Source organism: Desulfoconvexum algidum (assembly GCF_055382125.1).
In genome coordinates this window covers 266422-291318 of record NZ_AP042394.1, presented here as the reverse complement: position 1 = coordinate 291318, position 24897 = coordinate 266422, and the positions used below count along the sequence as shown (strand labels likewise).

Genomic DNA, 24897 nt, shown 5'->3' with positions numbered 1-24897 from the left:
TAGCGTTGCTGACCAATGGTTTGCAAGGAAATTATCCTTTTAGGAGGGATTCAAGATTGGCCCGGGTATTCAAACAAGGGTCGTCCAGCACGCGTTCAAACAACATTTCCTTGATCCGGCCAACTTCGGGCCCGGGTTCCAGATCAAGCAATTCCATGATATCACTGCCGGAAATGTCCAGATCATTCATATTAAAAACCGCCCGACCAGACACTTCATCCTGGATTTTTTTTAACCGGACACGAATCTGGGCCAGGGTATAGGGCTGTTTTGCCAGGTTCCCTCGTTTGTCTGCAATTCGCATGCGTAAAAAATCCCTGAAAGACAGGTTATATCTGTCCAACATGGCCAAAAGCCTTCGAACCGCTTTGGGGGTAGTCTCCTCGGTCAAAGACCTCATGTGAGCCTGGACCAGGGAAAGAATATAGGCTGTGTCCCGGGAAGAAAACCGCAGATTTTCAAGGTCTATCTGGATGGCGTCAATATACTTCTCATGGCCGGCAAAGGTCAGCTTGCCCTCTTTTATACCGGCGGCATCAAATTTGCCTGCATCGTGGAGGAATCCGGCAAGCCTGAGGATCGGCCGACTGGCTGGCAGGGCATCCCCCACCAAGAGGCTGTGCTCAAACACGGTTTCTCCGTGGTGGGGGCCGCCATCCAGATCAAAACACCGGTCAAGGCAGGGCAATATTCTTGCCAAAAGGCCTGTTTCATGAAGACTTACAAAAAAGAGGGAGGGTTTTTCCAAGGCCATGGCCTTGATGAGTTCCATCTGAATCCGCTCTCCTGCCACATGTCCCCTGGCCACATCAATCAAGGGGGCATGGGTTAAGATAGCGGTTAAAGAGGTGTCAGCAAGGATCCCGTCCAGGCGTGCCACAAACCGGCATGCCCGTATCATGCGCAGGGGGTCTTCCAAAATCCGGTCGCCTGGATCCCGGGTAAACCGAATTATTTTGTTTGCAAGATCCTTTTTCCCGCAGAAAGGATCCACCAAGGTTTCGCAGACAGGATCCCAGGCCATACTGTTGATGGTAAAATCGCGCATGCCCAGATCATCGGAAGGAAAATCAAGTGCTTCCCCTGCCCGGCACGAGGCCACTTCAACCCCGTCTACCAAAGTAATGGGAAAGGATTTACCCACCTGTCTGGTTTTGGCAAACAGAGCGGCAACTTCCCGTGCTGACGCATTTGTCAGGATGTCCACATCATCGGGCAGCTGATTCAACAGCATATCCCTGACAGCCCCCCCGACGATATAGGCCTTATAGCCGCGTTGATGAAGGGTGGTGATAATTTCCAGATGGGGATTGTTTTTGCTGCCGATCAAGATCCCCACCGCACTCCCAGATCATGGGCCACCCCGAGGTGATCCATGATTCTGGCCACAACCGTATCCACAAGCGCTTCAATGGTGGCAGGAAAGGTATAAAACGAAGGGATGGGCGGCAAGATGACGGCCCCGGACCTTGCCGCCCGGGTCATGTTCTCCAGATGAATCAGGCCAAAGGGGGTTTCTCTTGGAACCAGGACAAGGGACCTTCGTTCCTTTAAACTCACGTCACAGGATCGGGTGATCAAATTGTCTGCATACCCTGAAGCAACAGCAGCAAGGGTTTTCATGGAGCAGGGCGCCACGGCCATGCCGTGGTGGACAAAAGAACCCGAGGCCGGGGCGGATGCAATCTCATCCTGAAAAAAAACCTGGGGGACAATGGCCGTGTCAAAATTCACCCCGTATTCCTCAAGAAACGAAAGAAAAGAACTTTCCGGATCCAGGCCCATTTCATGGGACAATACTCGTTGACCTGCATTGGATAAAAGGATCAACACCCGACAGCCGCTTTCAATCAAGGCTTTTACAAGTCTTACCCCATAGATGGACCCCGAGGCCCCGCAGATGGCCACCACAATGATTTTGCCCTGATTTTTTGGGTCTTGATTTTTTGGGTCTTGATTTTTTATATTTGGGCCTGGGTTCATCTAAAAAACCCCTCAGCCAGAACACCGATGAAAAGAAGGATGGATACCAGTGAATTGATTTGGAAAAATGCCATATCAATATGGGTCAGGTCATCGGGTTTGACCAGGCGGTGTTCAATGATAAGCAAAAAAGCAATACCGGCCAGAAAAATCAAAAAAACCGGGTGCATCTGGAAACTCAGATACATGGCCCCAAACAATACCATGGTCAGCAAATGGAGCAAAGAGGAAACCATCATGGCCTTGTGGGGCCCTATTTTGGACGGCAGGGAGAAAAGACCCTGTTCCCGGTCAAAATCAATGTCCTGGCAGGCATAGAGGATATCAAACCCGGCAATATAGGTCCACAGGCCCAGACTCAAAAAAACAATGCCAGGGGACAAACTGTTGGTGATGGCGACCCAGGCCCCCACAGGGGCCAGGGAGATGGCAAACCCCAGGTAAAGGTGGCAATAGCGTGTAAACCGCTTGGTATAGGAATAAAAAAACAGAAAAAAAAGCACGGGGAAAGAAAGAAAAAAGCAAAGGGGCGACAACAGGGCAGCAGCACCTATGAAGAGGATCGAAGATGCCCCCACAAAAGTTGCCGCCTCCTTTTGGGACAATATGCCCGAAGGAATTTCCCGGATGGCGGTTCTGGGGTTTTTCTCGTCAATGGGGGCATCCACAATTCTGTTAAAGCCCATGGCAGCAGACCTTGCTCCCACCATTGCCACCAGAATCCAGACAAGATCCCAATAGGCAATTTCCTGGGTATGCCAGGCCAAAACCACAGCGGACAGGGCAAAGGGAAGGGCAAAAATCGTATGGGAAAACTTGATCATCCGCCCGTATTCCATTGTTCTTTCTTTCAGATTTTTCTTGCTTATATTTTTTTTTAAAATTGAATCCATGGATCTGTCCCCCGCCATCTAGTGCTAATAGATCCCCGAAACTTGGGACCCACATTTGGGGCAGGCTCCCTTTTCTTTTAAATAATTTTCTATTGTATAGCCATGGCGTTTGACCAACAGGGTGCCGCAATTATGGCAATAGGTGTTTTCAGCAAGGCCCGGAACATTGCCGGTGTAGACATAATACAACCCGGCCTTTTGTCCGATTTCACAGGCCCTTTCCAGGTTGGAAACCTGTGTTACGCCAATATCTGTCATCTTATAACTCGGGTGGAATCTGGAAATGTGCCAGGGGGTGTCACAGCCAAGATCATTGGCAATGAAACGGGCCAATGCGGTCAGCTCCTCTGGATCATCGTTGAGCCCGGGAATCAAAAGCGTGGTGACCTCCACCAGTATTCCGGCCTTTTTCATGAGTTTAAGCGTTTTTTTCACCGGTTCAAGCCTTGCCTGACAATAGGTTTGATAAAATTTATCATCAAAGGCCTTGAGATCCACATTGGCCGCATCCAAAAAAGGGGCCACCAGGTGAATCAAATCGGCACTCATATACCCGTTGGTAACAAAGATATTAGACAACTTATTTTCCCGGGCAAGTTTTGCCGTTTCATAGGCCAGTTCAAAAAAAACAGAGGGCTCAGTATAGGTATAGGCAATACTCTGGCATCCGCTGGCCAAGGCCTGCTCCACAATGGCATGGGGCTGGATCTGCCGGCCCTGGATCACGCCTTTTCTGCCTGCCGGGATCTGGGCGATATCAGAATTTTGGCAAAACCGACATTTAAAGTTACAGCCCATTGTGGCAATTGAATAGGCGGTGGACCCGGGTTTAAAATGAAACATCGGTTTTTTCTCAATGGGGTCGCAGCTTGTGGCGATCACCCGGTCAAACACCAGGGAAACAAGGGTGCCGTTCTGGTTTTCCCGGACATTGCAAATCCCTTTTGCCCCTGGTTTGATCTTGCAGAAATGATGACAGGCTCGGCATTGGACCCAATTTTCTTCCAATTTATCATATAAAAGAGCTTCCATTCTCGTTTATTCCTTGTTCCTCATTTCCGTAATCAGCCCCGGTGCGGGTTTATATATCTTTCTTCGCTGGATTTTCAAGGCCAAGGGCCGGGTCCGAAATTTAGGGACCGGTTTAATCTGCATGCCGATCAAAGAGCCGCAAAAAGATTTTTGCACAAGCGATAAATTTTCAACATAGGATGCCCAGGGACCTGATACAAAGGGAAGCTGTGGGGTTGTCCGCCATTTTATGGGAACATTTCCCAGGATGGCAAAGAGAATCTGCCGAAGTTCCCATATACTGAAAAAATGGGCATTGGTATATATATTTGCGAAAAAAAAACTTTTGAACCTGCGGAACATGTTCTGGGGGGCATACCGGTTCAACACCCCTATCACCACCCGGTTCCTGGCCACCCGGCAGGCCTCTTCAATGGCCTTGGCCGGCCTGTCGGTAAATTCCAAACTGGTAAACAGCAGGGCGGCATCAAAAGAATTGTCGTCAAAGGGAAGGTCTTCTGCCAGGCCCCGGTGAAGATCCACCTTTTCCCCTAATCGTTTGTGGGCCAGGTCCAGCATGTAGGGAGACGGATCAATTCCGGTCAGACTCAAGCCTTTTTCCACGAGAGGTGCCAGGCTGATGCCGGTACCACAGCCGATATCCAGGATTCGCTGTCCTTTTTCAGGGGATAAAAGGTCCAACATTAATTTGATTTCAAGGTCCAGGCAATGACGGTTCTTCCCCTTGTCAATCCAGGCATCGTAATTCCCTGCATCCTTGAAATCAAATACATATCCCATCGCTAGGCAATGACCTCCTGCACTTTTTTCATCATCTCCCCAACCGCCATAACCGCCGTGGACTCATCGGGAAGGTCCAGCAGGGAGCGCTGGGTCATATCAAACTCCAGCAGATTTTCATCATCGGGAAGAATACACAAAATCGGCACCCCGATCCGCTCCACCTCATCCAAAAATGCCTGGCTCAATTCTTTTGGGGCCCGGTTGACAATCAACCCCTTGTGTTTGACGTCCAGCTTGAGATCACCCAGCATCTCATTGATCCGTCCCACAGCCCGAAGCCCTCGCAAAGCATAGTCCGTGACCATGAGAAGCATATCCACACGGCCGCTGGTTCTGCGGCTCAGGTGCTCCATCCCGGCCTCATTGTCCACCAGAAGGTATTTATAATTTTTTTCCAGTTCCTCTGCAAACCGGTTTAAAATATTGTTGACCATACAATAGCATCCCTGGCCTTCCTGACGTCCCATGACCAGAAGATCAAATTCCGGTTGTTCAATGAGCACCTGATTCATCAGCATTTCAAGGTAAAGGATCTTGTCCATGCCCGAAGGGACGCCCTGGGGATCTTTCATAAAATTCTCCCGGACATCCCCCACTGTTCTTTTTTCTACCTCAAGCCCCAGGGTTTCCCCCAGGTTGCTGTTGGGATCTGCATCAATGGCAAGAAGGGGATCCTTGCCTTGTTTTGCGAAATATCTCGTAACCAGTGCAGAAACGGTTGTTTTTCCCACACCACCCTTGCCAGCCATAGCAATCACTCTACTCATATCCACTCCAAAGTTCGGGTTATTTTCATATTTAAATAACATAACGCAGGCTTTGAGAAAAGCAATTAAACTTGTTGAAAATAACCACCAGCTTTAAATACTCAGCCGTGGGAAGGAACAACCGGGGTTATGGGTGACGTTTTTTATACCAGTCAGAATCACCATAAAGGGCCTTGGCGCAGTCTGGACAAATCCCGTGGGTAAAGGTCAGTTCAGAATGGGCCTCAATATATGACTCCACCTCTTTCCAGAATCCGCTATCATCCCTAATCTTTTTACACCCGGAACATATGGGCAAAAGCCCCCTTAAAATTTTCATCTCAATATGGGTTTTGATCCTTGCCAAAAGCTCAGCTGAATTAAAGGGTTTGGTCACATAGTCCACCCCCCCCGCCTCAAACCCCTTGACCACATCTTGAGTATCGGTTTTGGCGGTGATAAAAATAATGGGGATATGACGGGTGCCAAAATCAGACTTTAACCGTTTACACACCTCATAGCCGTCCATTTCAGGCATCATTATATCCAAAAGAATCAGATCGGGTTCATTTTTGATTACAAAATTCAAGGCCTGCTGACCACTCTGGGCCAGTCCCACCTCATACCCGTTATCGGATAAGAGTTTTCCTAGAAATTGAAGGTTCTGGGGCTTGTCATCCACTGCAAGAATCAAGGTTTTTTGTTTGGCCATACCCATTCTCCCAAACGCAACTGCAATTGCTATAATAATTAAAGAATGAAAAAATATCTGTCAATTACATCCACGATACGAGAATTCATATTTGGTTGCAACCATTCTCTAAATTCGAATTTTTTATTTTTCCCTGTTTTTGGGAAGTTTCACGACCAACACGGGAACTTCACTGTTTTTGACTACCTTTCTGGTAGTTCCACCGATGAGGGCGCCTAACAGTATATTATACCCGTAACTGCCCATGACAATCATATCGGCATTAATATTTTTTGCCACATCAAGGATCTCTTCTGTCGGGTTTCCACTGGTTATCTGAATATCCTCAACCAGCAGTCGGCAGGAATCAATTTGGGAATCCATTTCCTGGCAAAAATCTTCAATCTTTGACTTAATTTTTTGGGTTAACTGGTTGCTTTTTTCCGATTTGACCCTGTCCCATTCTTTTGCGCCCAGCATCCCCCTCACCTGGAATTCAGTTGCATAGTTCATATCCTCCATAACATAGAGAATGGTTATCATGGCATCGTATCGTTGTGCCAGATCGGCTGCATAAATAAACGCATGTTTGGCATTTTCGGAAAGATCTGTTGGATAGAGTATTTTTTTTATATTCGGAATCATATTCTTCTCCCTGGGACTGTTGAATCAATTGCCCATATCAGTAATAGTTAAAATAAACATCCTTGTATATAGATAGTCATCTATTTTTCTTTTTTCAAGGACTGACGCCTCTTTGATTTTCCGCCCTCAGTTTATATGCCATCACCCTGCTCCTTTGCACAAAGAATATTGACCAATCCCCAGCCAGGGTGTAATAACCATGCTGCGGTTTTTAATATTTTATCTGCCGGAAAAAAATCCGGTATTTTTTTTTAAGAACACCATGAAAATATAGGAGTACCCATAATGTTGACTATTCTTATTACCTATTGTGGCGTAGGGGCCATTGCCGGTGTGCTGGCAGGGCTTCTTGGCATCGGCGGCGGCCTTGTCATTGTGCCCATGCTCATTTATATCATGGGCGCCCAGGGCGTATCCACAGAGATACTCATGCATATGGCCCTTGGCACCTCCATGGCCAGCATCATGTTTACATCAATCTCCAGTTTCATGGCCCACCACAAACGGGGGGCGGTAAGGTGGGAGGTGGTCCGCCGCATTGTCATCGGCATATTTACCGGTACCTTTATAGGATCTTGTTTTGCAGCGGCCATGTCCACTGGTTTTTTAAAGGGATTTTTCTGTATTTTCCTCTTTGTGGTGGCCACCCAGATGATCATGAACAAAAAACCAAAGGCATCCAGGGATTTACCGGGAACCCTTGGCATGTTTGCAACGGGAAATATCATCGGCGGGGTCTCAAGTCTTGTGGGCATCGGCGGGGGCACCTTGTCTGTTCCCTTCATGGTCTGGTGCAATATACCCGTCCACCACGCCATTGGAACCTCCGCCGCCATTGGCCTGCCCATTGCCGTGGCCGGAACCATTGGCTATATTTTCAATGGTTGGGGGCTTGCCTCCCTGCCGGCCTATTCCATTGGGTACATCAACCTGCCCGCTCTTGTCGGTATTGCCTCCATAAGTGTTCTGACAGCGCCCTTAGGTGTTCGGCTGGCCCACAGCCTGCCGGTTGACAAGCTCAAGCGGATTTTTGCTGTTCTGCTTTATGTGGTCGGCACAAAAATGCTCATAGGACTGATCTGATTTCATCCGATTGACAAGAGAACGGGGCGTCACATCCGGTCATGGTCAGTCCATGGCAATGAACTCCCCGTCCGCATACAACCTGTTCCCATCAGTGGGGTCATATATATTGAACCGATAACGGCCGTCCACGCAGTTACAACCGACGCGAACTGATTCCGCGGACCTGCTGATTTCCCTGGCAAACCTGATTTTCACATTCCCAAGCCGCTTATTTCCCAGAACGAAGGTCCTATGGAACAAGGTTTCTATAAAGCCCAGGTAAATAGTATTGTTCACATGACCGTTCACATCAAAGTCCCCGTACCGAATACTGATTGTCAGCTCTTTTTCAGGCTCTATTTTACCACAGGTCTTCCAATTGACAAGCTCATCCTCAAACCCTTTTTCAGACTCAAATTGATATAGAGATTCAATGTCTGCCGGGACTTTCATAATTTTTTTCCGATGAACGTCAAAAAATATCCAGACGGAAGACCCTTTTGCAACCAGGCCTTTTTCCGATTCAATGCAATATTCCCGCAACCCAGTGTGACGGCGGAATCCCCTTGACCAGGTTGTAATTTTCAATTTTTCCCCCAACAGGGGATACCGGACAACCTGGATTTCCAGACGGTTCAGAAACCAGATCACCCCCCTTGAAAAAAGGACGTCCGGCCCGGCCCCCACCCGGATGGAATGAAGGATGGCCATTTCCTGAAAAAACCGGGCCATGGCATCCACCCGGAGCGTCTGGTCAGAATCAATATCAAAAAAATTAATTTCGCGGACAGTCTCTATTTTCATTTATCTTCCCATAAATAATAAAATTTGATGGATCCACAAAACGAAAAATTATTGTAAAAGGCAACTTCCCTGCCGGGAAAAACCCCGGCAGGGAAGGAATGGGAGGATGGTTTAGAGGATCAGCAGCCGCAACCGCAGCTCCCCTTGGAATCAGATCCGCAATCCCCCTTTGAATCAGACCCGCACCCTTCGCCATGGGACCCGCAACCGCAGCTGTGCTCCGCCGGTGCCGGGGGAGTCAAGCCGGTTTCGCTGATGGTAATATCAAATATCAGTGTCTTTCCGGCAAGGAAATGGTTGATATCCATTTTAACGGATTCTTCTCCTATTTCTGCTACCACGGCCGGAACCGGACGACCGTCAGGGTCCTGGAGTTCCAGTTGCAGCCCCTCGATCAGGGGAATCTCTTCTGGAAAATGCATCCGGGGAACATCCACAAAGGCTTCTTCATTTCGCAGACCATACCCCTCTTCCGGCAAAATGGTGACGGTTTTGGATTCCCCTTTTTTCATTCCAATGACGGCGGTATCAAATCCTTTTATCAGCATTCCCGTCCCAACGGTAAATGTCAGGGGCGCCTTGCCCTCTGATGTATCAAACACCTTTCCATCTTCGTGCTTACCAGTATAGTCTACGGCAATGGTATCCCCTGATTGTATCGTTTCAGTCATGATTTTTTCCTTCCAGGACCAGCTCTGGCCGTACCCTGATATTCAACCGACCCCTGCCTTCTGGCAATGGAAAACCGGTAATTTAAAAAAAATACCCATTAAAGGGATATGATAAACAAATTAGAGAATAAGGTAATCCCCAAATAATAATTGTCCAATATTTTCATGGTTTTTCTTTGTGGAATTTCAAAAAAGTGGTATAGACCATGGATAAATTTAGAATGTCGCTAAAAATTCAAATTATCCACAGGAGCGCTTATGGAACTGATTAAAATTATTATCTCAATTATTCTTCCCCCCCTGGGTGTTTTCATGCAGGTGGGCATTGGTAAACATTTCTGGCTGAACATTCTGCTGACCCTGTGTGGGTATATCCCCGGAATTATCCATGCCATATGGGTGATTGCAAAAAACAAATAACACCGAGACAAGATGTCCTTATAATTGCCGGAACCAGCGACCTCAGTTGCCATAAATACTGACCTGATTCCGGCCCTTTTTCTTTGCCGCGTACAGGGCCGTCTTTTTTTAATTGCGTGGAAAAAAATCCACGCAATTATTCCAACGCCTTATTCTGCCATAAAAGGATATTGAGGAACCACCGGCGGCACAAAGGTTTCCTTAATGGTACGGGCAGACGTCCAGCGCAACAGGTTGAGCTGGCTGCCAGCCTTGTCATTGGTCCCACTCTTGCGCGCCCCCCCAAAGGGTTGCTGACCCACCACAGCACCGGTGGGTTTGTCATTGATGTAAAAATTGCCGGCAGAATGGGTCAGCCGCTGTGTCATGTGGGCGATGGCCTGCCTGTCCTGGGCAAAAATAGCCCCGGTTAATGCATAGGCAGAGGTGTTGTCCAGGATGGTAAGGGCCTGGTCCAGCTCCTTGTCATCATAAACATAAACCGTCAGCACCGGCCCGAAAATTTCTTCGACCATGGATTCATAATAGGGGTCCAGGGCCAGGATCACCGTGGGCTCTATAAAATATCCCCGGGACTTGTCCCGACCGCCTCCGGCAATGATTTCGGCCTTGTCTGAAGCTTCGGCCCGGCTGATGAACCCGTCAATATTATCAAAGGCCTTTTCGTCAATAACCGCATTTAAAAATGGGGTATAGGACAAAACACTGCCGGTTTTGATCTTTGAAACCTGGGCGGTCAATTTTTCCTGGAAAACATCCCATTTTGATTGGGGCACATAGAGCCTGGAACAAGCCGAACATTTCTGACCCTGGTATTCAAAGGCCCCCCGGATGGCAGCCGTCACCACCGTATCCACGTCTGCCGACGAGTGCATGAAAATATAATCCTTGCCCCCGGTCTCCCCCACCATGCGCGGATAGGATTTATACCGGGCGATATTCTCTCCGGCTTTCTGCCACAGGGTCTGGAACACACGGGTAGAACCGGTAAAATGTATACCCGCAAAATCCTTGTGGTCCAGTACAATCTTACCGGTGGTGGCTCCGCTGCCCGGGATAAAATTAATCACCCCGTCGGGCAATCCTGCTTCCTTGAAAATCTCCATGAGATAAAAGCCTGAAAGAACCGCGGTGGACGCTGGTTTCCACACAATAGTATTTCCCATCATGGCGGGTGCCGTGCACAAATTCCCGGCAATGGCCGTAAAATTAAAGGGTGTCAGGGCAAAAACAAATCCTTCCAAGGGCCGATATTCCGTCTTGTTCCAGATGCCTCGACCCGAGACAGGCTGGTTGCCATAAATCTCTTCCATGAAATGTACATTGAACCTTAAAAAATCAACCAGTTCACAGGTGGCATCGATCTCAGCCTGGAAGGCATTCTTGGACTGATTGAGCATGGTGGCCGCATTGATTTTATGGGTATATTTCTGGGAAATCAAATCTGCTGCCTTGAGAAAAATGGCGGCCCGGTCCTGCCAGGCCATGGCTTCCCAGGCAGGTTTGGCCGCAAGAGCCGCCTCAATGGCCAACAAAACTTCTTTGTCTCCGGCCTTGCTGAAAGTCCCAAGAGTATGACCATGGTCATGGGGGCAGCGGGCAACCCCGGTGTCTGTCGTATGAACCTTTTGGCCGTTAATTATCAAGGGAATTTCCAGGGTCAGGTCCATCTGCCGGGCCAGCTCTTGGTTCAAAAGTTCTCGTTCCGGGCTTCCCGGTAAAAAGGTTTTAATGGGTTCGTTATAGGCGGGTGGTAATTTAAAAATGCTGTTATTCATTGTTTTTCTCCATTACTTTTTTCAATTGTCTATCCAATATCTATCCAATATCAAATTCTATGCCCTGGGCCAGGGGAAGATCACGGCCCCAGTTAATGGTATTGGTCTGGCGTCTCATGTAAACTCTCCAGGCATCAGACCCGGATTCGCGCCCCCCGCCGGTCTCTTTTTCGCCGCCAAAGGCCCCGCCGATCTCAGCGCCAGATGTCCCGATATTAACATTGGCAATGCCGCAGTCTGATCCTTTGTGGGATAAAAACTGCTCCTGGGCATACATGGACCCGGTAAAAATTGCGCTGGAAAGTCCCTGGGGGACATCATTGTGCAGTTCAATGGCCTGGTCCAGACTATCATAGTCAATGATATAAAGAATAGGTGCAAAGGTCTCCTGCTGGACAATGGGATAATCATTTTTAACCGCCACAATGGCCGGGGTTACATAGAATCCGCCTTCAAGACCTTGAATGGTCACTCGACCACCGCCGTAAAGGACCTGCCCCCCCTGTTCCCGGGCAACCGTAAGTGCCTGATCCATTTGTGCCACAGCTTTGGCATCAATGAGGGGTCCCATCAGGGTCTTATCATCCATGGGGTTACCGATTCGGACCTGTTTATAGGCATCAATGAGCCGGGCGAGAAATGTCTCACGCACAGAGGACTGGACAATGATTCTCCGGGTGGAGGTACATCGCTGACCGGCAGTGCCCACGGCCCCGAAAAGTGTTGCCCGGATGGCCATGTCCATGTCGGCATCTTCGGTGACAATAATGGCATTATTGCCCCCCAATTCCAGCAGGGTGCGGCCCAGCCGCTCTCCCACAATGGCCCCCACCTGTTTGCCCATGGCCGTACTGCCCGTTGCGGAAATCAAAGGAATTCTGGGATCATTGAGCATGGGCATTCCCACATCTTTTCTGTTGCCGATGATCAGGTTAAACACCCCATCCGCCCCGAATTTGTCCACCACCGGTGCAATAATGTTCTGGATGGCAATGGCGGTCAAGGGGGTTTTTGAACTGGGTTTAAACAGGCAGACATCCCCGCATACCGCTGCCACCAAAGCATTCCATGCCCAGACAGCACAGGGGAAATTAAAGGCGGTAATAATGCCGACCACCCCTAGGGGGTGCCATTGTTCATACATCCGGTGCAGGGGCCGTTCACTGTGCATGGTCAGCCCATAGAGCTGCCGGCTCAACCCCACGGCGAAATCTGCAATATCAATCATCTCCTGAACTTCGCCCAGGCCTTCTGCCTTGATTTTCCCGTTTTCAAGGGCGACCAGGGTACCCAGGGCCTCTTTATTCTCCCGGAGTTGATTCCCGATTTCCCGGACCATCTCCCCCCTTTTAGGTGCCGGCATCATTTTAAAAGACTCAAATGCCGTGATGGCCTTTTCCATGAGGAGGTCATAGGCCCCGGTATCTGCCAGGGTAACACTTGCAATGGGCTGACCGTCAATGGGAGAATAACTGACAAGCTCCTGTCCTTTGGTCCTAAGCCATCCGCTGGTGCTTCCGGTTGTGGCACCCGAATTCACCGCCGCTATCCCCAGTGTTTGTAGAAGCTCATTTATTTTTTTTTCGTCCATGAAGTTCCTCCTGATTCAGTAAGGTCATTATTAAAAAAACAGCTTATCCTTGTAATATAAGCCCTGGGGATATAAAGTAAAATTCATAATATTTCTAATTATCATGAATTTTATTCATACATAAGGATCCCATGGACCTCTATCACCTGAAAACTTTTTTCTTCCTGGCAAAGGTAAAAAGTTTTACCAAAGCCGCCAGCCTCCTGTTTGTCACCCAGTCAGCGGTCAGTCATTCCATCAAAAAACTGGAGGCTTCCGTTGACACCCCTCTTCTCCAAAGAAAAGGAAAAACCATTGTGCTGACCGATGCCGGTCTTACTCTGTTTGCCTCCTGTGAAAAAATTTTCTATGAAATTGAACGGGCAGACCAGGATATCGCCAGATTCAAACGGGAAACCAAGGTCCGTATCCGCATCGGAAGCCCTGTGGAATTTGGCACTAGCATCCTGATCAAGCATATAAAAGCCTTTCTGGATGCCCACCCGGACATCCGCCTGGACTTTTTCTTTTCCCATCATCTTGAAACGCCCCTGGTCCAGGATGAAGTGGATCTGATCATCGACTGCAAGGACCATCTTCTACCAAACCTTATAAAAACATATCTTTTCCAGGAACAATACATCACCATTGCCGCCCCCGCCTTTGTCAAGGAACACAAAATCCGCTCAGTGGAAGACCTTGAACGAATCAATATCCTCTCCAATGACAAACACCTGGAATGGTGGCAAAATTTTATCACCGCCATCCCTGAAAAAAAACGTTCCCACCTGAAAAATGTGGTCCAGATCAACCATGTCCGAGGCATTATCAATGGTGCCATTGCAGGTCTTGGGATTGGATTTGTCCCCAAGTACACGGTCCTGAGGGAACTTGCAGAACAAATTTTAATCGACCCCTTTCCCCTTATCAAACCCGGTGCAGACCACTTTAATATTTTTATTAAACGAGAAAAACTGGAATTCAAGAAAAACAAGGCGCTGGTGGACTACCTATGTCTGCTCAAGCCCTCGGAGTTTGGTGTTGATTAAGCCGGGAAGAAATGGCAGGATAATTGGATATTCAACCCTAAAAAGGTCAAACAAAACATGTGGAAACTGACAGATCTCAATCGAGAGGAAAACGGCCCTGAAAGCCTGTTTAAAAAATTTGAACACTACGTTCTGGAAAAAAATCTCAATTTTATCGTTGCCAGGGAAAAATGCATCAACCAGAGACCAAAGGACTTGGAAAAGGATAAAACAAAGGCATATCTTGGAGAATTTGCGGATTGCGATTTTTCCATGATTGCCCTGTTTAACGACACGCCCAAGTCCCCTTTTATTGCAGCAAACATGGATATTGACAAAGGACTTGCCAGGGTCCAATACCTTATTGATTTTAATCAAGAGGCAACAACGGGTAAGGCAAGCCCCTTTTACAGTAAAGTATTGGGGGCATTTGCCACCCATTTTTTTGCAGTTCACCCTAGGATTGAACAGCTCTGGTTCCCCTTCACCATTGAGAACATGGTGGGCAGTAAAATGAGCGTTCAATCCATAGATGCAGGAACTGCCATTTTAAGGTGACCCGATTCCCCTGGAAAGAATGGCCTTGTCACCTGTCTGATTTTATAAACTGCCGCAGGCTGTTCCCACTTAAAAGGCAACCCTGTCCCCGGGCGCCGGGATAAAGGTGTCATAGCCTAACGCCTGCAGGCGTTGTCCAAAGGCTTTACTCTGATCGGGCTCACCATGAACGATGCCAATCTTTTTGATATTCAGGTTGGACCCGGTGATGATCCGCTCCAGCTCATGCTTATCCCCATGGGCGGAAAAACCCCCTATCTTTGCCACCCGGGCCTTTAAGGGGTAGGTTTTACCCAGTATTTTTACTTCTGGGGGTTCCTGGGAAACGTCTTCTCCATTGGCAATATCCATGCCCATTTCTTCAATGCGCCGGCCCAGGGTATGCTGGGCCATATATCCCACCAGCAAAATGGTATTTTTGGGGTTATGAATTTTATACCGCAAATGATGAAGAATCCGCCCGGCCTCACACATGCCCGATGCAGAAATGACCACATGGGGGGTATCGTCCTGGGTCAGACGCATGGATTCTTCCACGCTTGCCACAAATTTAATCTTATCAAAGTAAAAGGGATTCAACCCCTTTTCCAGAAAGGTTTTATGGGTTTCCTTGTCATAACTTTCCGGATGTTCCCCAAACACAGTGGTGAGATTGGACGCCAGAGGACTGTCCACATAGATGGGGTGTTTTGGGACCTGGCCGGATTCATACAACTCATGGAGCATATAAATAATTTCCTGGGTACGGCCAAAGGCAAAGGAAGGGATAATAACGGACCCGCCTCGTTTAAAGGTCTCGAGCAACACCTTTTTCAAAGAGTCGCCCAGGTCGTCAACCGGGTCATGTTCCCGGTCCCCATAGGTACTTTCCGTAATCAGCAGATCTATCTCACGGTCTTCTTCGTCAAAATCAAGTGTGGGATCCTTGAGAATGGGTTTGCCAAACCGCCCCACATCCCCGGTATAAAGGATCCGACAGGTTCTGTCCGCCTGTTTCACCGTGACCAGGGAAAAGGCAGACCCCAGTATATGACCAGCCACATAAAATTTTACCGTGGTGTCCTTTCCAATGGTTACAGGCGTCCCAAAGGGATATCCATCTATATAGGACAAAGACTGCCGGGCCTGCTCCATGGTATAAAGCGGGGAAAATCTTTCAAGGCCATAATCTTTCTGGAGTTTGGCAATGGCCATTGTATCCAGTTCATAGGGACTTTTTTTCAAAAGTTTTTTAATGCTGTTTTTTTCTTTATTGCTGATATTCTTCTTTCGCTTGTTCTGTTCCTGGCTGTACATAAAAGAGCGCAAAGATTTATAATTCAGGTACTGGGCGTCTGATTCCTGGATATGACCGCTGTCCATGAGCATATACGCCAAGGCATCCTTTGTGGCCCGGGTGGTGATAATTCTGCCGGAAAAACCCTCTTCTGTCAGCATGGGGATCCGGCCGGAATGATCAATATGAGCATGGGACAACACCATGTTGGTAATCTTTGATCGATCCAGGGTAAAGGTCTTGTTTTTCTCGGCACTTTCCTTTCTTCTGCCCTGGAACATACCGCAATCAAAGAGAATTTGATCATTTCCCGTGTCCAGAAGATGCATGGACCCGGTTACCTCGCCAGCTGCCCCAAAAAATCTAAATTCCATAAATCACCTCGTTTTCAGTTCAATATCAATTAAATACCTTCTGCAACAATTCAGTGGTCCGCTTGATGGGATCCTGACGGATGGCCTTTTCTTCCAGGGCCATATAGTGGAAAATCCCGTCCATCCCCTTATCAACCACATACCCGTTCAGGTTGGATTTCACATCCGGCACAAAGGGAAGGGCTTTGTACTCGCCCATCATGGTATCATAGGCCTGGACAGCACCCACCTGGGACAGGCTCTTGTCTATGACCGGTTCCATCACCCGGGCCAGGCCCGGGGACATTTTTTCCTTAAAATACTGGGTGGCGGCATCATCCGCCCCTTTATAAATGGCCTGTACATCCTCAAAGGTCATAGCGGAAATGGCATCCTGAAACAATTTTTCTGCCTCGGGAGCGGCGGCTTCCGCCGCCCGGTTCAATTTAAGTTCCAGGTCATCGGTCAAGGAAGAATACCCCACCTTATCCAATGCCGTTTTTACCATGGACAAGTTTTCCGGCAGGGGGATGTGAATACTTTTATCCGTGTTAAATCCATTGGTTGCGCTTAACTGTTGGACCACATTTTCAGATCCCACACGAAGGGCTTCCTTCAGCCCGGCTGCTATCTCATCCACTGACAGACCTGCCCCGGAAGCTGCATTTGTGGCTGTTTCCTCTGTCAAACCAAAAGATTTAAGGGTATCACTCCCTTTTTCAAGCCATGAATTTCCGGCATGAACCGGTACAACCAACAAGAAAAAAGCGCCGAGTATCAGCCAGATGCTCGTATATTTTTTTATCATGTTCTTAGTTCTCCTCGTTCTGATATGAACCGCAGATTCAATCGGTCCCTTAATTTTTTAAATTTGGCATAAACCCCTTCAGCATTCCCTTGGCCTGATCTTCAACAGATTCTCCCCCGGCTCCTTCTGCCCCTTTTGTATTGAGCATCTGTTTGATACCCTCTGCATCCGGAATCTTACCACCAACCATGGCCTTTAAATCAGGTCGGATCTTGGGGGAATCAAAGGAACCGGTTATCAACAGGGGAACCATCAGGCCGGATCGGTCCTGGGTATCTCCCTGGCCTTTTAAGGTGGCCACAACCTTTGGCTCCAACCGAAAGTCAAGCGCCTCTGTCACCAGGTTGGCCTTTCCCGTGGCCAAAAGCCGGACCAGCGGAGAGGTGAGATTGGCACCCGGGATATTGACAATTCCCTGGTCTGCAGAAAAAGGAATCTTCAATTCAGCAAAATCCGTCTTGGGCTTTTCTGCCGCCGTTTCCCCCATGCCCAGTCCCGAAGCTGCACTCCGGACCGTATCGGCAATGTCGATTCCCACGATGGCACCGTCAACAAATGTCAATTCCCCCTTGCCGGCAAGACTCTTTTTGATCATGTCCGGGCTCTCTCCGGTCATGCCAAGGGTCATGTTCGCCGCCAAAACACCTTCAATGATTTCTTTTGCAAGGGCATCCTTGAGCAGGGGACCTGCCTGTATCCCTTTGGAATCAAGGGTAATCTGAGTTTTCGGATTTGCTTTGCTAACATCCATACGGACTTTGGATGCAACACTTCCCTGGTAAAGGTTCAAGCTGAGGGGGTCCAGATCAATGACCCCGTTTTTAGCGGTTATATGGGCCAGGAAATCCTGAATTTTAACATTTGCAGCCTTTAGACTGCCCACCTTTATCTTACCGTCCAGCACCAATTTTCTTAAGGGACCATAATCTGTTTTCTTTTGTTGATCGGATTTCTTGGCAGCACGCTTCTGTTCAGTGCTTTGTTTGCTTGTCTCCTCTTGTTTAGGCGGCAGATACCGGTCCAGGTCAATACTATCCAGATCCATTTCAAACCGGATATCGGGTTTGTCAAATGCCTTGGCATCTGCCAGAAAAGTGAGAGTTGAATCATCCAGGCCCAGTAACCCTTTGGTAAGGGAGAGGGCCTTGGCATTGCCGTCAATTCTTACCTTCAAAGATACCTTATCCAAAGCTTTGGGATCAGCAGTCTGGACGGGAAAGTGCTGACCGATGCCGTCCAGAAGCTTTCTGGGTGAAAATGGATCAACATTCAGGTCCATGGCAATTTGAGCAGCGCCTGTGGGGTTGACGATCTTTCCCTTGAGATGGATACTCAATTCTCCCAGGGCCTTGAGGGTCATATCAAGATTCAGATCTTCCTTGCCCGGTTCCTTGCCCACCGGTCCGGCCAGTCCTTCCAGGGAAATTGGTTTTCCATCCAATTTGGCGGACAGCTTCACCCCAATGGGTTTGTCAAGACTGATATCGATCAGGTCCAGGTTAAAATCAGAAATTTCTTTTTTCATCCCCGTGGTATGATCCACATAGGCGACAAGCCCATTTACAATAGAAAACTTCCCCACAAAAAAAGACTCAATGGGCAGTTTCCCGTCACTTGTTCCAACGGCCTCATCCTGTTTTTCAGAGGCTTTTTTCCCTGGGGTTTTCTTTTCACCTGATGTCGCGCCGGGGCCGATATTTTCCCAATTGGCCTTTCCGTCCTTGGCTTTTTCCAGAAAAAACTGAGGTGTGTCCACCACAAAGGTGGACACCTCTATCCGGCGGGAAAGCAGGGGCATGACCCGCAGGCGGGCTTCAAACCGCTTCACCGCAATCATATCCTGGTTTTCAAACCCCCTTGGACTGCCAAGGCGAAGATCGGACAAACTCACCCCCACCCAGGGAAAAACAGACAACTTGATATCATCGCCCATGGAAAAGGAACGACCGGTCTGCTCGGTGACCAATTTTTCTATCATGGGTTTATACTGTTGAACGTCCACAAACCGGGGGATCAGAACAACTGCGCCCACAATCAGCACCAGACAAAGTCCTCCACCCATTAAGACCCACTTCATAAACCCTTTCATAGAAGCCCTCCAAATAAAAAATTATTAAAAAAAACAGAGTTTACAGCACAATCTCAGGCCAGAACAGCCAAAGCAGCATCGTAATCGGGCTCATGGGTAATATCGTCCACCAACTGGGCATAAAGAATGTTGCCGGTTTCACCCACCACGATAACCGCCCGGGCGGTAAGCCCTTTCAAGGGACCGTCTGCGATCAAAACACCGTAATCCACAGCAAAGGTTTGATTTCGAAACAAAGAAGCCGTTATGAGGTTTTCAATGCCTTCGGCACCGCAAAACCGCTTATGGGCAAAGGGAAGATCCGCAGACAAGCAAATCACCTGGGTATTTGTAAGGGCAGCAGCACGTTCATTGAACTTTCGAACCGATGCGGCACATACGTCGGTATCAATGCTGGGAAAAATGTTAAGGACCATTTTTTTCCCCTTAAAGGATTCACTGGAAATTTCTGACAAATCCTGCTGAACTGCTGTAAAATTTTTGGCAACAGCATCTTTGATGGGAAAATTGCCGGTTAGGGCAACCGGGTTACCTGCAAGTTGGGTAGTGGCCATGGGATATCTCCTTTATGAATTAGAAACTGATAACTTTTTTCCATGAAACGATCCTGAGCTTTCATGTTTTATGGAGGGCTGAAACCCTTTTTTATTTTTTTTGTTTCGACCATCTATTTTATAAAAATAATGGCTTTATCCACTTTTTCAAGATGGGTTCTAAAAGATAGTACAAAATCCAATGCCATGGCGGCACGGAGATAGGATTAATTCAGTCTCCATTTTGTCATTGGGTTTGTCTTTTATGGATGAGCCAATCAATTATGGCATCTGGCTCAGGGGCATTTAAACTATTGGGATAATCATCCACAGAGTTTTCCTCAAAGGGTTCCGCAGGTCCAGGCAATGGATTTTCTTTTACTTGCCCCAAGGCCATGACGCCTTCCGAGTTAACAGAATCAAATTTTCCCGTGTAGGAAAAAACCTCTTTAACAAACCCATCAATATCTTTAGGTGTTGCTCGTTTAATGTCTATCGTCTGATTTGTATCCATAAGGTTGTTTATCAAAATAGGGGAGGGATCTTCCTTCTCTTCCATGGAAGAGACAGGTGTATACGTTGCATCTATATCTTGTTCCTCTGGTTCCTGAACTTGGGGAACAGCCAACTGAATTGTCTGGGGGGGGATCTGTTCAGCCCCGTATAAAGATTCGGATGTTGCTGTTGTTTTGGGTTTTTGAGGTTGGTTTTCCAGGGATTTCAAACCCCGAGATGGAGAAAAGGGTTCTTTTTTAAAGACAAAGGGCCCATTGTCTCCATAATACGAATAACCCGAAAAAAGGCAAATTAAGACAAAGGCAACCCCCCCTATCAACGCTTTCTTTTGAAACCATGCCCCCTGGATGGGTACGGTTTCCTTTGGGTCAACCTTTTTTTTCTCAGGGAGTATTATCGGTAAATCGATTTGGCCCAGGGCCTGTTTGAATGTTGGGGCGTCAACCAGTCTCATCCCCTTGGCAAATGCTGCGATGAGCGCTTGATCACAGGCGATATTAATCAGCCGGGGAAACCCTTTTGAATAAACATGGACTTCATGAATCGCAGATATTAAAAATATTTTGCGTTTTGATCCAGAAAATTCCAGGCGTTTGTTGATATAAAGCTTGGTTTCATTTTCATCCAGGGGTTCAAGCGAAACATTGGTTTTAATATGGTTCCGCCAGCCTTGCCCCAGTGTCCCCAAAACATTTTGAAGTTCCAGCTGCCCGGCAAGAATCACGGTTAAAACATGATTGAGTCTAAATTCTGACCAAGAGATAATTTCCCTTAAAAACCGAGCAGGTATTCTCTGTGCTTCATCCACGATGACGAGCACTTTTCGGCCCCTGGCATTTACGGTTCTTAGAAAAGAAACAAATTCCGCAGAAAATTTTTTCTCCTTTTGATATTGATTTTCAAACCCAAAGGCCCGGGCAATGGTCAAAAAAATATGATGCATCTCAAAGCAGGAATCGGCAATAATAACGGACTGGGTCTTCGCATCCAGGGTATGGACAATTTCATTGATCAGCGTTGTTTTACCCGTACCCACATCTCCGGTCAAGACCAGCAATCCATGCTCTTGAGCAATTCCATTCTTCAATAATTCCAGGGCAGAGGCATGCTTTTTCCCCAACCATAAAAATTGGTTATCTGAACTTATTTGAAAGGGCTTCTTTTCAAGGTTAAAATGCTGACGATACATTCACCCACTCCATTTTCAACTCCTCAACCTTGAAACGGTTGCTATAATATTTCCTTGATGGCATCAAGCAAGGGATTTTTTTCCATGGGTTCCTCGGTTTCCCCGGGAGAGGCATGGAGATATTTTTTGACACAATCGTATTGATCCCACCCTTTGAGCGGGTAATCAAGATCCACACTCTTCCATTTGGGATGACCGTTTTGTTTTAACCAATCCAAATGATTGTAGACCATTCCTGCAAATTCCCCCACATAATCGCAATTATTTCGCCGGAAATCAAAGGCAACGAGAACTGCCTTCACAGCAACGGTATGAATCAATTCCGGCTGCCAGACATAGGTGTTGGCAGGAATCTGGGCCATTGGATAAAATTCAGTGATGCTCTTATTGGTTATGGGGATAAGATGAAGCCCGTCACTGCCCGCTACATTCTCAGAGAAAAGCTTTACGGGAAAACCGGCAACATAGAACATGGCATCAATACTGCCATTTTTCAAGCGGGACAGGGCTTGATCCGTCCCAAGGGGCACAAGCTCCTTGGGCGTTATCCCGGACACCTCAAACAAAAGTCTGGAGGTCATGTATGAACCACTGCCCTCCTTGCCAATGGCAATGGTTTTTCCCTCTAAATCGTCAAAGGAGTGTATCCCGGTTTTCCCCAAAAGATGAATTTCTTCATTATAAAGGGGAAAAACCATCTTGGTTTTTCTTGCGATATGCTTAAGGGTTTTATTCGTCTTGACCTTCAAAACAAATGCCAGAACATCGGACTGGACGATTCCCATCTGGGTTTTGGGCCGTTTATAAACCGCATATACATTTTCCACAGACCCTCTGGAATTGTATACATGGAGATCAAATCCATATTGTTTGACCATTTCCATCATATTCAATCCAAATTGAAAATAGGTACCTTTTTTGCTGCCGGTAATCATCCCTAAATCGATTGCCGACGAAATCCCGGACATCCCCATCCAAAATAAGACTGTAAAAATTATCATCCCTTTTTTATTCATATTCCCCCCATGACTTCATTTAAGATGTTTGCTTAAAACCGGATTCGTCCCGGGAAACCCGGCATCCAGATTCATCAGGATTAAAATAGCCGCAGGGTCTTATCCTGCGACCCGGTATCTTTCCTGGGCAAGTCCTTTCTGCGGGCACGAATTTAAATCGAAAAATCAAAATATTCTACTGATCTATCAGATTTGGTAACAATGTCAAGCAACAAATCCTGAAATTATCATCCCGGCTTTTGTGTCTAAAAATTACAAGGCCTGGGAAATGACATTCAGATGGATTAACTTATCAATACCCGGTACAAAATATCCGGTACAAGGATACTTCCCAAAGCAAAATAAATCTTATTTTGCTTTAAAGCCTGACTGGAATGCCCCGGAGGGGGGGGGAATGATTCATTGACTTTATTTTCAAGTTTCACTAAATATAATAATAAAATTTCATTCCATATAATGGAGATCCCATGAAAAAAGCCCCTGAAACTGGTCTTTGTCTTTCATCCATCTTTGTTACGGCATTACTGATCTGGGTATCCCTATTCGGGCATCTCCCCTCGGCCATGGCCGGTGCCGGTGCCTTGGAACCCAAGGTTTTTTCCTGGGCAGATATTTTCATCGGTCTTGCCGGAGGCCTTGCTTTTTTCCTATACGGCATGGAAAAAATGAGCAATGGGATGAAAAATACGGCAGGCAATAAAATGCGCTCCATCCTTGCCTCCCTGACCAAGAACAGAATCATTGCCCTTATTGTGGGCGCCTTTGTCACCATGGTAATTCAGTCCTCCAGCGCCACAACGGTGATGCTGGTCAGCTTTGTCCAGGCAGGACTTTTAAATCTGGTCCAATCCATGGGGGTGATCCTGGGGGCTGACATCGGCACCACCATCACCGCCCAGATGATTGCCTTTAAACTCACGGATTATGCCCTTCTCATGGTGGCCATTGGATTTTGTCTCAAACTTGGGGGCAAAACCGAAAGGTCAAAATCTGTGGGGGATATTGTTCTGGGATTCGGCATCCTATTTTTTGGTATGAAACTCATGAGCGATGCCATGAACCCTTTGCGCAGCTTTCCCGCCTTTATCGATCTGATGAAAGATCTGGAAAATCCTCTGATGGGGATTTTGTTCGGGGCTGCCTTTACCGCCGTTGTCCAGAGCAGCAGCGCCACCACGGGAGTCTTGATTGTTCTGGCCCAGCAGGGGCTGATTTCCCTTGAAGGCGGTATCCCTGTTATTTTTGGTGCCAACATCGGCACCTGCGTCACCGCAGCCCTTGCCGGCATCGGGGCCTCCAGGGAGGCCAAACGGGTTGCCATTGCCCACATCATGTTTAAAATTGCCGGGGTGGGTCTGTTTATTTTCTGGATTCCCCAGTTTGCCGATCTCATCCGTGCATTGGCCGGCAAATTTGGGTCGGGCACAGCAAGACAGCTGGCCAATGCCCATACCCTGTTCAATGTAAGTCTGGGACTTTTTTTCCTGCCCCTTATCCCTGTTTTCTCTAAAATTATTTATTTTATCTATCCTGAAAAGGAAACACCCAAATCCCAGGAGATCACTACCTGGTATATTGAAGATGCTGTGCTGGAAACCCCTTCCCTTGCAATTGACCTGGCCCGGGCCGAGATATCCCGCATGGCCAAACTATTGGGCCGGATGCTCAATGCCATCATCATCCCCTTTCTTTCCGATGAAGCCCATATAGCAAACAAGGGCAAACCAGATGAAGAGGCACAACTTCTGCTCAAAGAAATTCCTAAAATAGATGCCATACACAAAGATCTCACCCTGCTCCAGGGCCTGGATTTACGGGAAGAAAAAATAGATTTCCTCGAACAAAAGTTAAGCGCATATCTCACCCATATTGCCCAGGGGACAATTACCGAAGAACAGGCGAAAGAGGTTTTTGGAATGGTCTCCATTGTAAAGGACATGGAAAGCATGGGGGATATTATTCATCGGAACATGATCCCCCTGATTGCCAAGAAGAAAAGACTGCGCTATGATTTTTCCCTTGAAGGAAAAGAGGAACTGCTCATTTACCATGGCAAGGTCTCAAAACAAATCAGATATCTGGAAGCGGCCTTCAAGGAGACAGATACCAAGCTGGCCCATAAAATCATGAAAAAAGAGCGAAAATACCTGGACCTGGAATCAAGCTACCGGGCAAGGCATTTGAAACGAATTGTTCTGAAAAATGAAGAATCCATTGAGACCACCGAGGTTCACCTGGAACTCATGGATCTGATGAAACAGATTGTGCTGTATTCTGCCAATATCGCCCAGACCTATATTGGAACCACCCCTGAAACCTGCGAGGATCACCTGGAAATACAAAAAGAAGAGGAGGAGAAGAACGAAAAAAAACTGGCAACTTAGAATCTATTGGCCTGTTCATTTGTATTTCGTGGGAAGAATAGAACATTCTTCCCACTTTTTTCTTTA

The 24897-nt window shown here is 47.5% G+C and carries 23 protein-coding genes; 5 read left to right on the top strand and 18 right to left on the bottom strand.

The features are described 5' to 3' along the window. Positions 1-31 precede the first annotated feature (31 nt). The 8 genes from ACZ45G_RS01285 to ACZ45G_RS01250 all read right to left on the bottom strand — a co-directional run bounded on the left by ACZ45G_RS01285 (position 32) and on the right by ACZ45G_RS01250 (position 6773). Positions 32-1330, bottom strand: a complete 1299-nt coding sequence (locus ACZ45G_RS01285) for a CCA tRNA nucleotidyltransferase (RefSeq protein ID WP_464174804.1) — start codon at positions 1328-1330, stop codon at positions 32-34. Beyond that, complete coding sequence (locus ACZ45G_RS01280; protein WP_464174803.1) at positions 1327-1983, bottom strand: UbiX family flavin prenyltransferase; 657 nt, start codon at positions 1981-1983, stop codon at positions 1327-1329. Before ACZ45G_RS01280 ends, ACZ45G_RS01285 begins: the two co-directional genes overlap by 4 nt. Further along, positions 1980-2876, bottom strand: coding sequence for a UbiA-like polyprenyltransferase (locus tag ACZ45G_RS01275; protein ID WP_464174802.1), 897 nt, complete (start codon positions 2874-2876; stop codon positions 1980-1982). The genes ACZ45G_RS01280 and ACZ45G_RS01275 overlap by 4 nt, the downstream gene beginning before the upstream one ends. 24 nt (positions 2877-2900) lie before the next feature. After that, positions 2901-3908 carry an AmmeMemoRadiSam system radical SAM enzyme gene (gene amrS, locus ACZ45G_RS01270; RefSeq protein ID WP_464174801.1) on the bottom strand — a complete coding sequence of 336 codons (1008 nt, stop codon included), beginning with the start codon at positions 3906-3908 and terminating at the stop codon, positions 2901-2903. Between the two features lie 6 nt (positions 3909-3914). Continuing rightward, positions 3915-4688: a class I SAM-dependent methyltransferase gene (locus ACZ45G_RS01265; RefSeq protein ID WP_464174800.1), complete on the bottom strand. Its 774-nt coding sequence runs from the start codon at positions 4686-4688 to the stop codon at positions 3915-3917. A 2-nt stretch (positions 4689-4690) separates the two neighbouring features. Beyond that, entirely contained in the window at positions 4691-5458 is a 768-nt protein-coding gene (locus ACZ45G_RS01260) for an ATP-binding protein (RefSeq protein WP_464174799.1), read from the bottom strand. Between the two features lie 127 nt (positions 5459-5585). After that, positions 5586-6149: a response regulator gene (locus ACZ45G_RS01255; protein WP_464174797.1), complete on the bottom strand. Its 564-nt coding sequence runs from the start codon at positions 6147-6149 to the stop codon at positions 5586-5588. 123 nt (positions 6150-6272) lie between these two features. Further along, a complete protein-coding gene (locus ACZ45G_RS01250; protein WP_464174796.1) occupies positions 6273-6773 on the bottom strand; it encodes a universal stress protein in 501 nt (166 codons plus the stop codon). A 285-nt stretch (positions 6774-7058) separates the two neighbouring features. Between ACZ45G_RS01250 and ACZ45G_RS01245 the strand changes: the two genes are divergently transcribed. Then, positions 7059-7856 carry a sulfite exporter TauE/SafE family protein gene (locus ACZ45G_RS01245; protein WP_464174795.1) on the top strand — a complete coding sequence of 266 codons (798 nt, stop codon included), beginning with the start codon at positions 7059-7061 and terminating at the stop codon, positions 7854-7856. A 45-nt stretch (positions 7857-7901) separates the two neighbouring features. On the opposite strand, the gene ACZ45G_RS01240 is transcribed toward ACZ45G_RS01245, so the two are convergent. Then, the gene (locus ACZ45G_RS01240; RefSeq protein ID WP_464174794.1) at positions 7902-8642 is read right to left on the bottom strand and encodes an acyl-[acyl-carrier-protein] thioesterase; all 741 of its coding nucleotides are present in this window, start codon (positions 8640-8642) and stop codon (positions 7902-7904) included. 119 nt (positions 8643-8761) lie between these two features. Further along, positions 8762-9313: an FKBP-type peptidyl-prolyl cis-trans isomerase gene (locus ACZ45G_RS01235; RefSeq protein ID WP_464174793.1), complete on the bottom strand. Its 552-nt coding sequence runs from the start codon at positions 9311-9313 to the stop codon at positions 8762-8764. A gap of 258 nt (positions 9314-9571) precedes the next feature. Here ACZ45G_RS01235 and ACZ45G_RS01230 point away from each other — a divergent pair, with 258 nt between their 5' ends. Continuing rightward, positions 9572-9733 (top strand): YqaE/Pmp3 family membrane protein, encoded by a 162-nt coding sequence (locus ACZ45G_RS01230; protein ID WP_464174792.1) that lies wholly within the window; start codon positions 9572-9574, stop codon positions 9731-9733. A gap of 149 nt (positions 9734-9882) precedes the next feature. Here ACZ45G_RS01230 and pruA read toward each other — a convergent pair whose 3' ends face one another. Next, positions 9883-11511, bottom strand: a complete 1629-nt coding sequence (gene pruA / locus ACZ45G_RS01225) for an L-glutamate gamma-semialdehyde dehydrogenase (RefSeq protein ID WP_464174791.1) — start codon at positions 11509-11511, stop codon at positions 9883-9885. 40 nt (positions 11512-11551) lie between these two features. Continuing rightward, positions 11552-13102, bottom strand: coding sequence for an L-piperidine-6-carboxylate dehydrogenase (gene amaB, locus ACZ45G_RS01220; protein ID WP_464174790.1), 1551 nt, complete (start codon positions 13100-13102; stop codon positions 11552-11554). 131 nt (positions 13103-13233) lie between these two features. Here amaB and ACZ45G_RS01215 point away from each other — a divergent pair, with 131 nt between their 5' ends. Then, positions 13234-14130 carry a LysR family transcriptional regulator gene (locus ACZ45G_RS01215; protein ID WP_464174789.1) on the top strand — a complete coding sequence of 299 codons (897 nt, stop codon included), beginning with the start codon at positions 13234-13236 and terminating at the stop codon, positions 14128-14130. A gap of 57 nt (positions 14131-14187) precedes the next feature. Beyond that, positions 14188-14667: a hypothetical protein gene (locus ACZ45G_RS01210; protein ID WP_464174788.1), complete on the top strand. Its 480-nt coding sequence runs from the start codon at positions 14188-14190 to the stop codon at positions 14665-14667. A gap of 69 nt (positions 14668-14736) precedes the next feature. Here ACZ45G_RS01210 and ACZ45G_RS01205 read toward each other — a convergent pair whose 3' ends face one another. The 6 genes from ACZ45G_RS01205 to ACZ45G_RS01180 form a co-directional block, all read right to left on the bottom strand. Beyond that, complete coding sequence (locus ACZ45G_RS01205; RefSeq protein WP_464174787.1) at positions 14737-16317, bottom strand: MBL fold metallo-hydrolase RNA specificity domain-containing protein; 1581 nt, start codon at positions 16315-16317, stop codon at positions 14737-14739. A gap of 25 nt (positions 16318-16342) precedes the next feature. Next, positions 16343-17104 carry a DUF4197 domain-containing protein gene (locus ACZ45G_RS01200; RefSeq protein ID WP_464174786.1) on the bottom strand — a complete coding sequence of 254 codons (762 nt, stop codon included), beginning with the start codon at positions 17102-17104 and terminating at the stop codon, positions 16343-16345. A 49-nt stretch (positions 17105-17153) separates the two neighbouring features. Continuing rightward, positions 17154-19193 (bottom strand): AsmA family protein, encoded by a 2040-nt coding sequence (locus tag ACZ45G_RS01195; RefSeq protein WP_464174785.1) that lies wholly within the window; start codon positions 19191-19193, stop codon positions 17154-17156. A gap of 53 nt (positions 19194-19246) precedes the next feature. Continuing rightward, positions 19247-19747 carry a thiol peroxidase gene (gene tpx / locus ACZ45G_RS01190; RefSeq protein ID WP_464174784.1) on the bottom strand — a complete coding sequence of 167 codons (501 nt, stop codon included), beginning with the start codon at positions 19745-19747 and terminating at the stop codon, positions 19247-19249. 226 nt (positions 19748-19973) lie between these two features. Continuing rightward, entirely contained in the window at positions 19974-21431 is a 1458-nt protein-coding gene (locus ACZ45G_RS01185) for an ExeA family protein (protein WP_464174783.1), read from the bottom strand. A 41-nt stretch (positions 21432-21472) separates the two neighbouring features. Beyond that, positions 21473-22447 (bottom strand): TAXI family TRAP transporter solute-binding subunit, encoded by a 975-nt coding sequence (locus ACZ45G_RS01180; protein ID WP_464174782.1) that lies wholly within the window; start codon positions 22445-22447, stop codon positions 21473-21475. 467 nt (positions 22448-22914) lie between these two features. Here ACZ45G_RS01180 and ACZ45G_RS01175 point away from each other — a divergent pair, with 467 nt between their 5' ends. Then, positions 22915-24831, top strand: coding sequence for a Na/Pi cotransporter family protein (locus tag ACZ45G_RS01175; RefSeq protein ID WP_464174781.1), 1917 nt, complete (start codon positions 22915-22917; stop codon positions 24829-24831). The last annotated feature ends 66 nt before the right edge of the window (positions 24832-24897 follow it).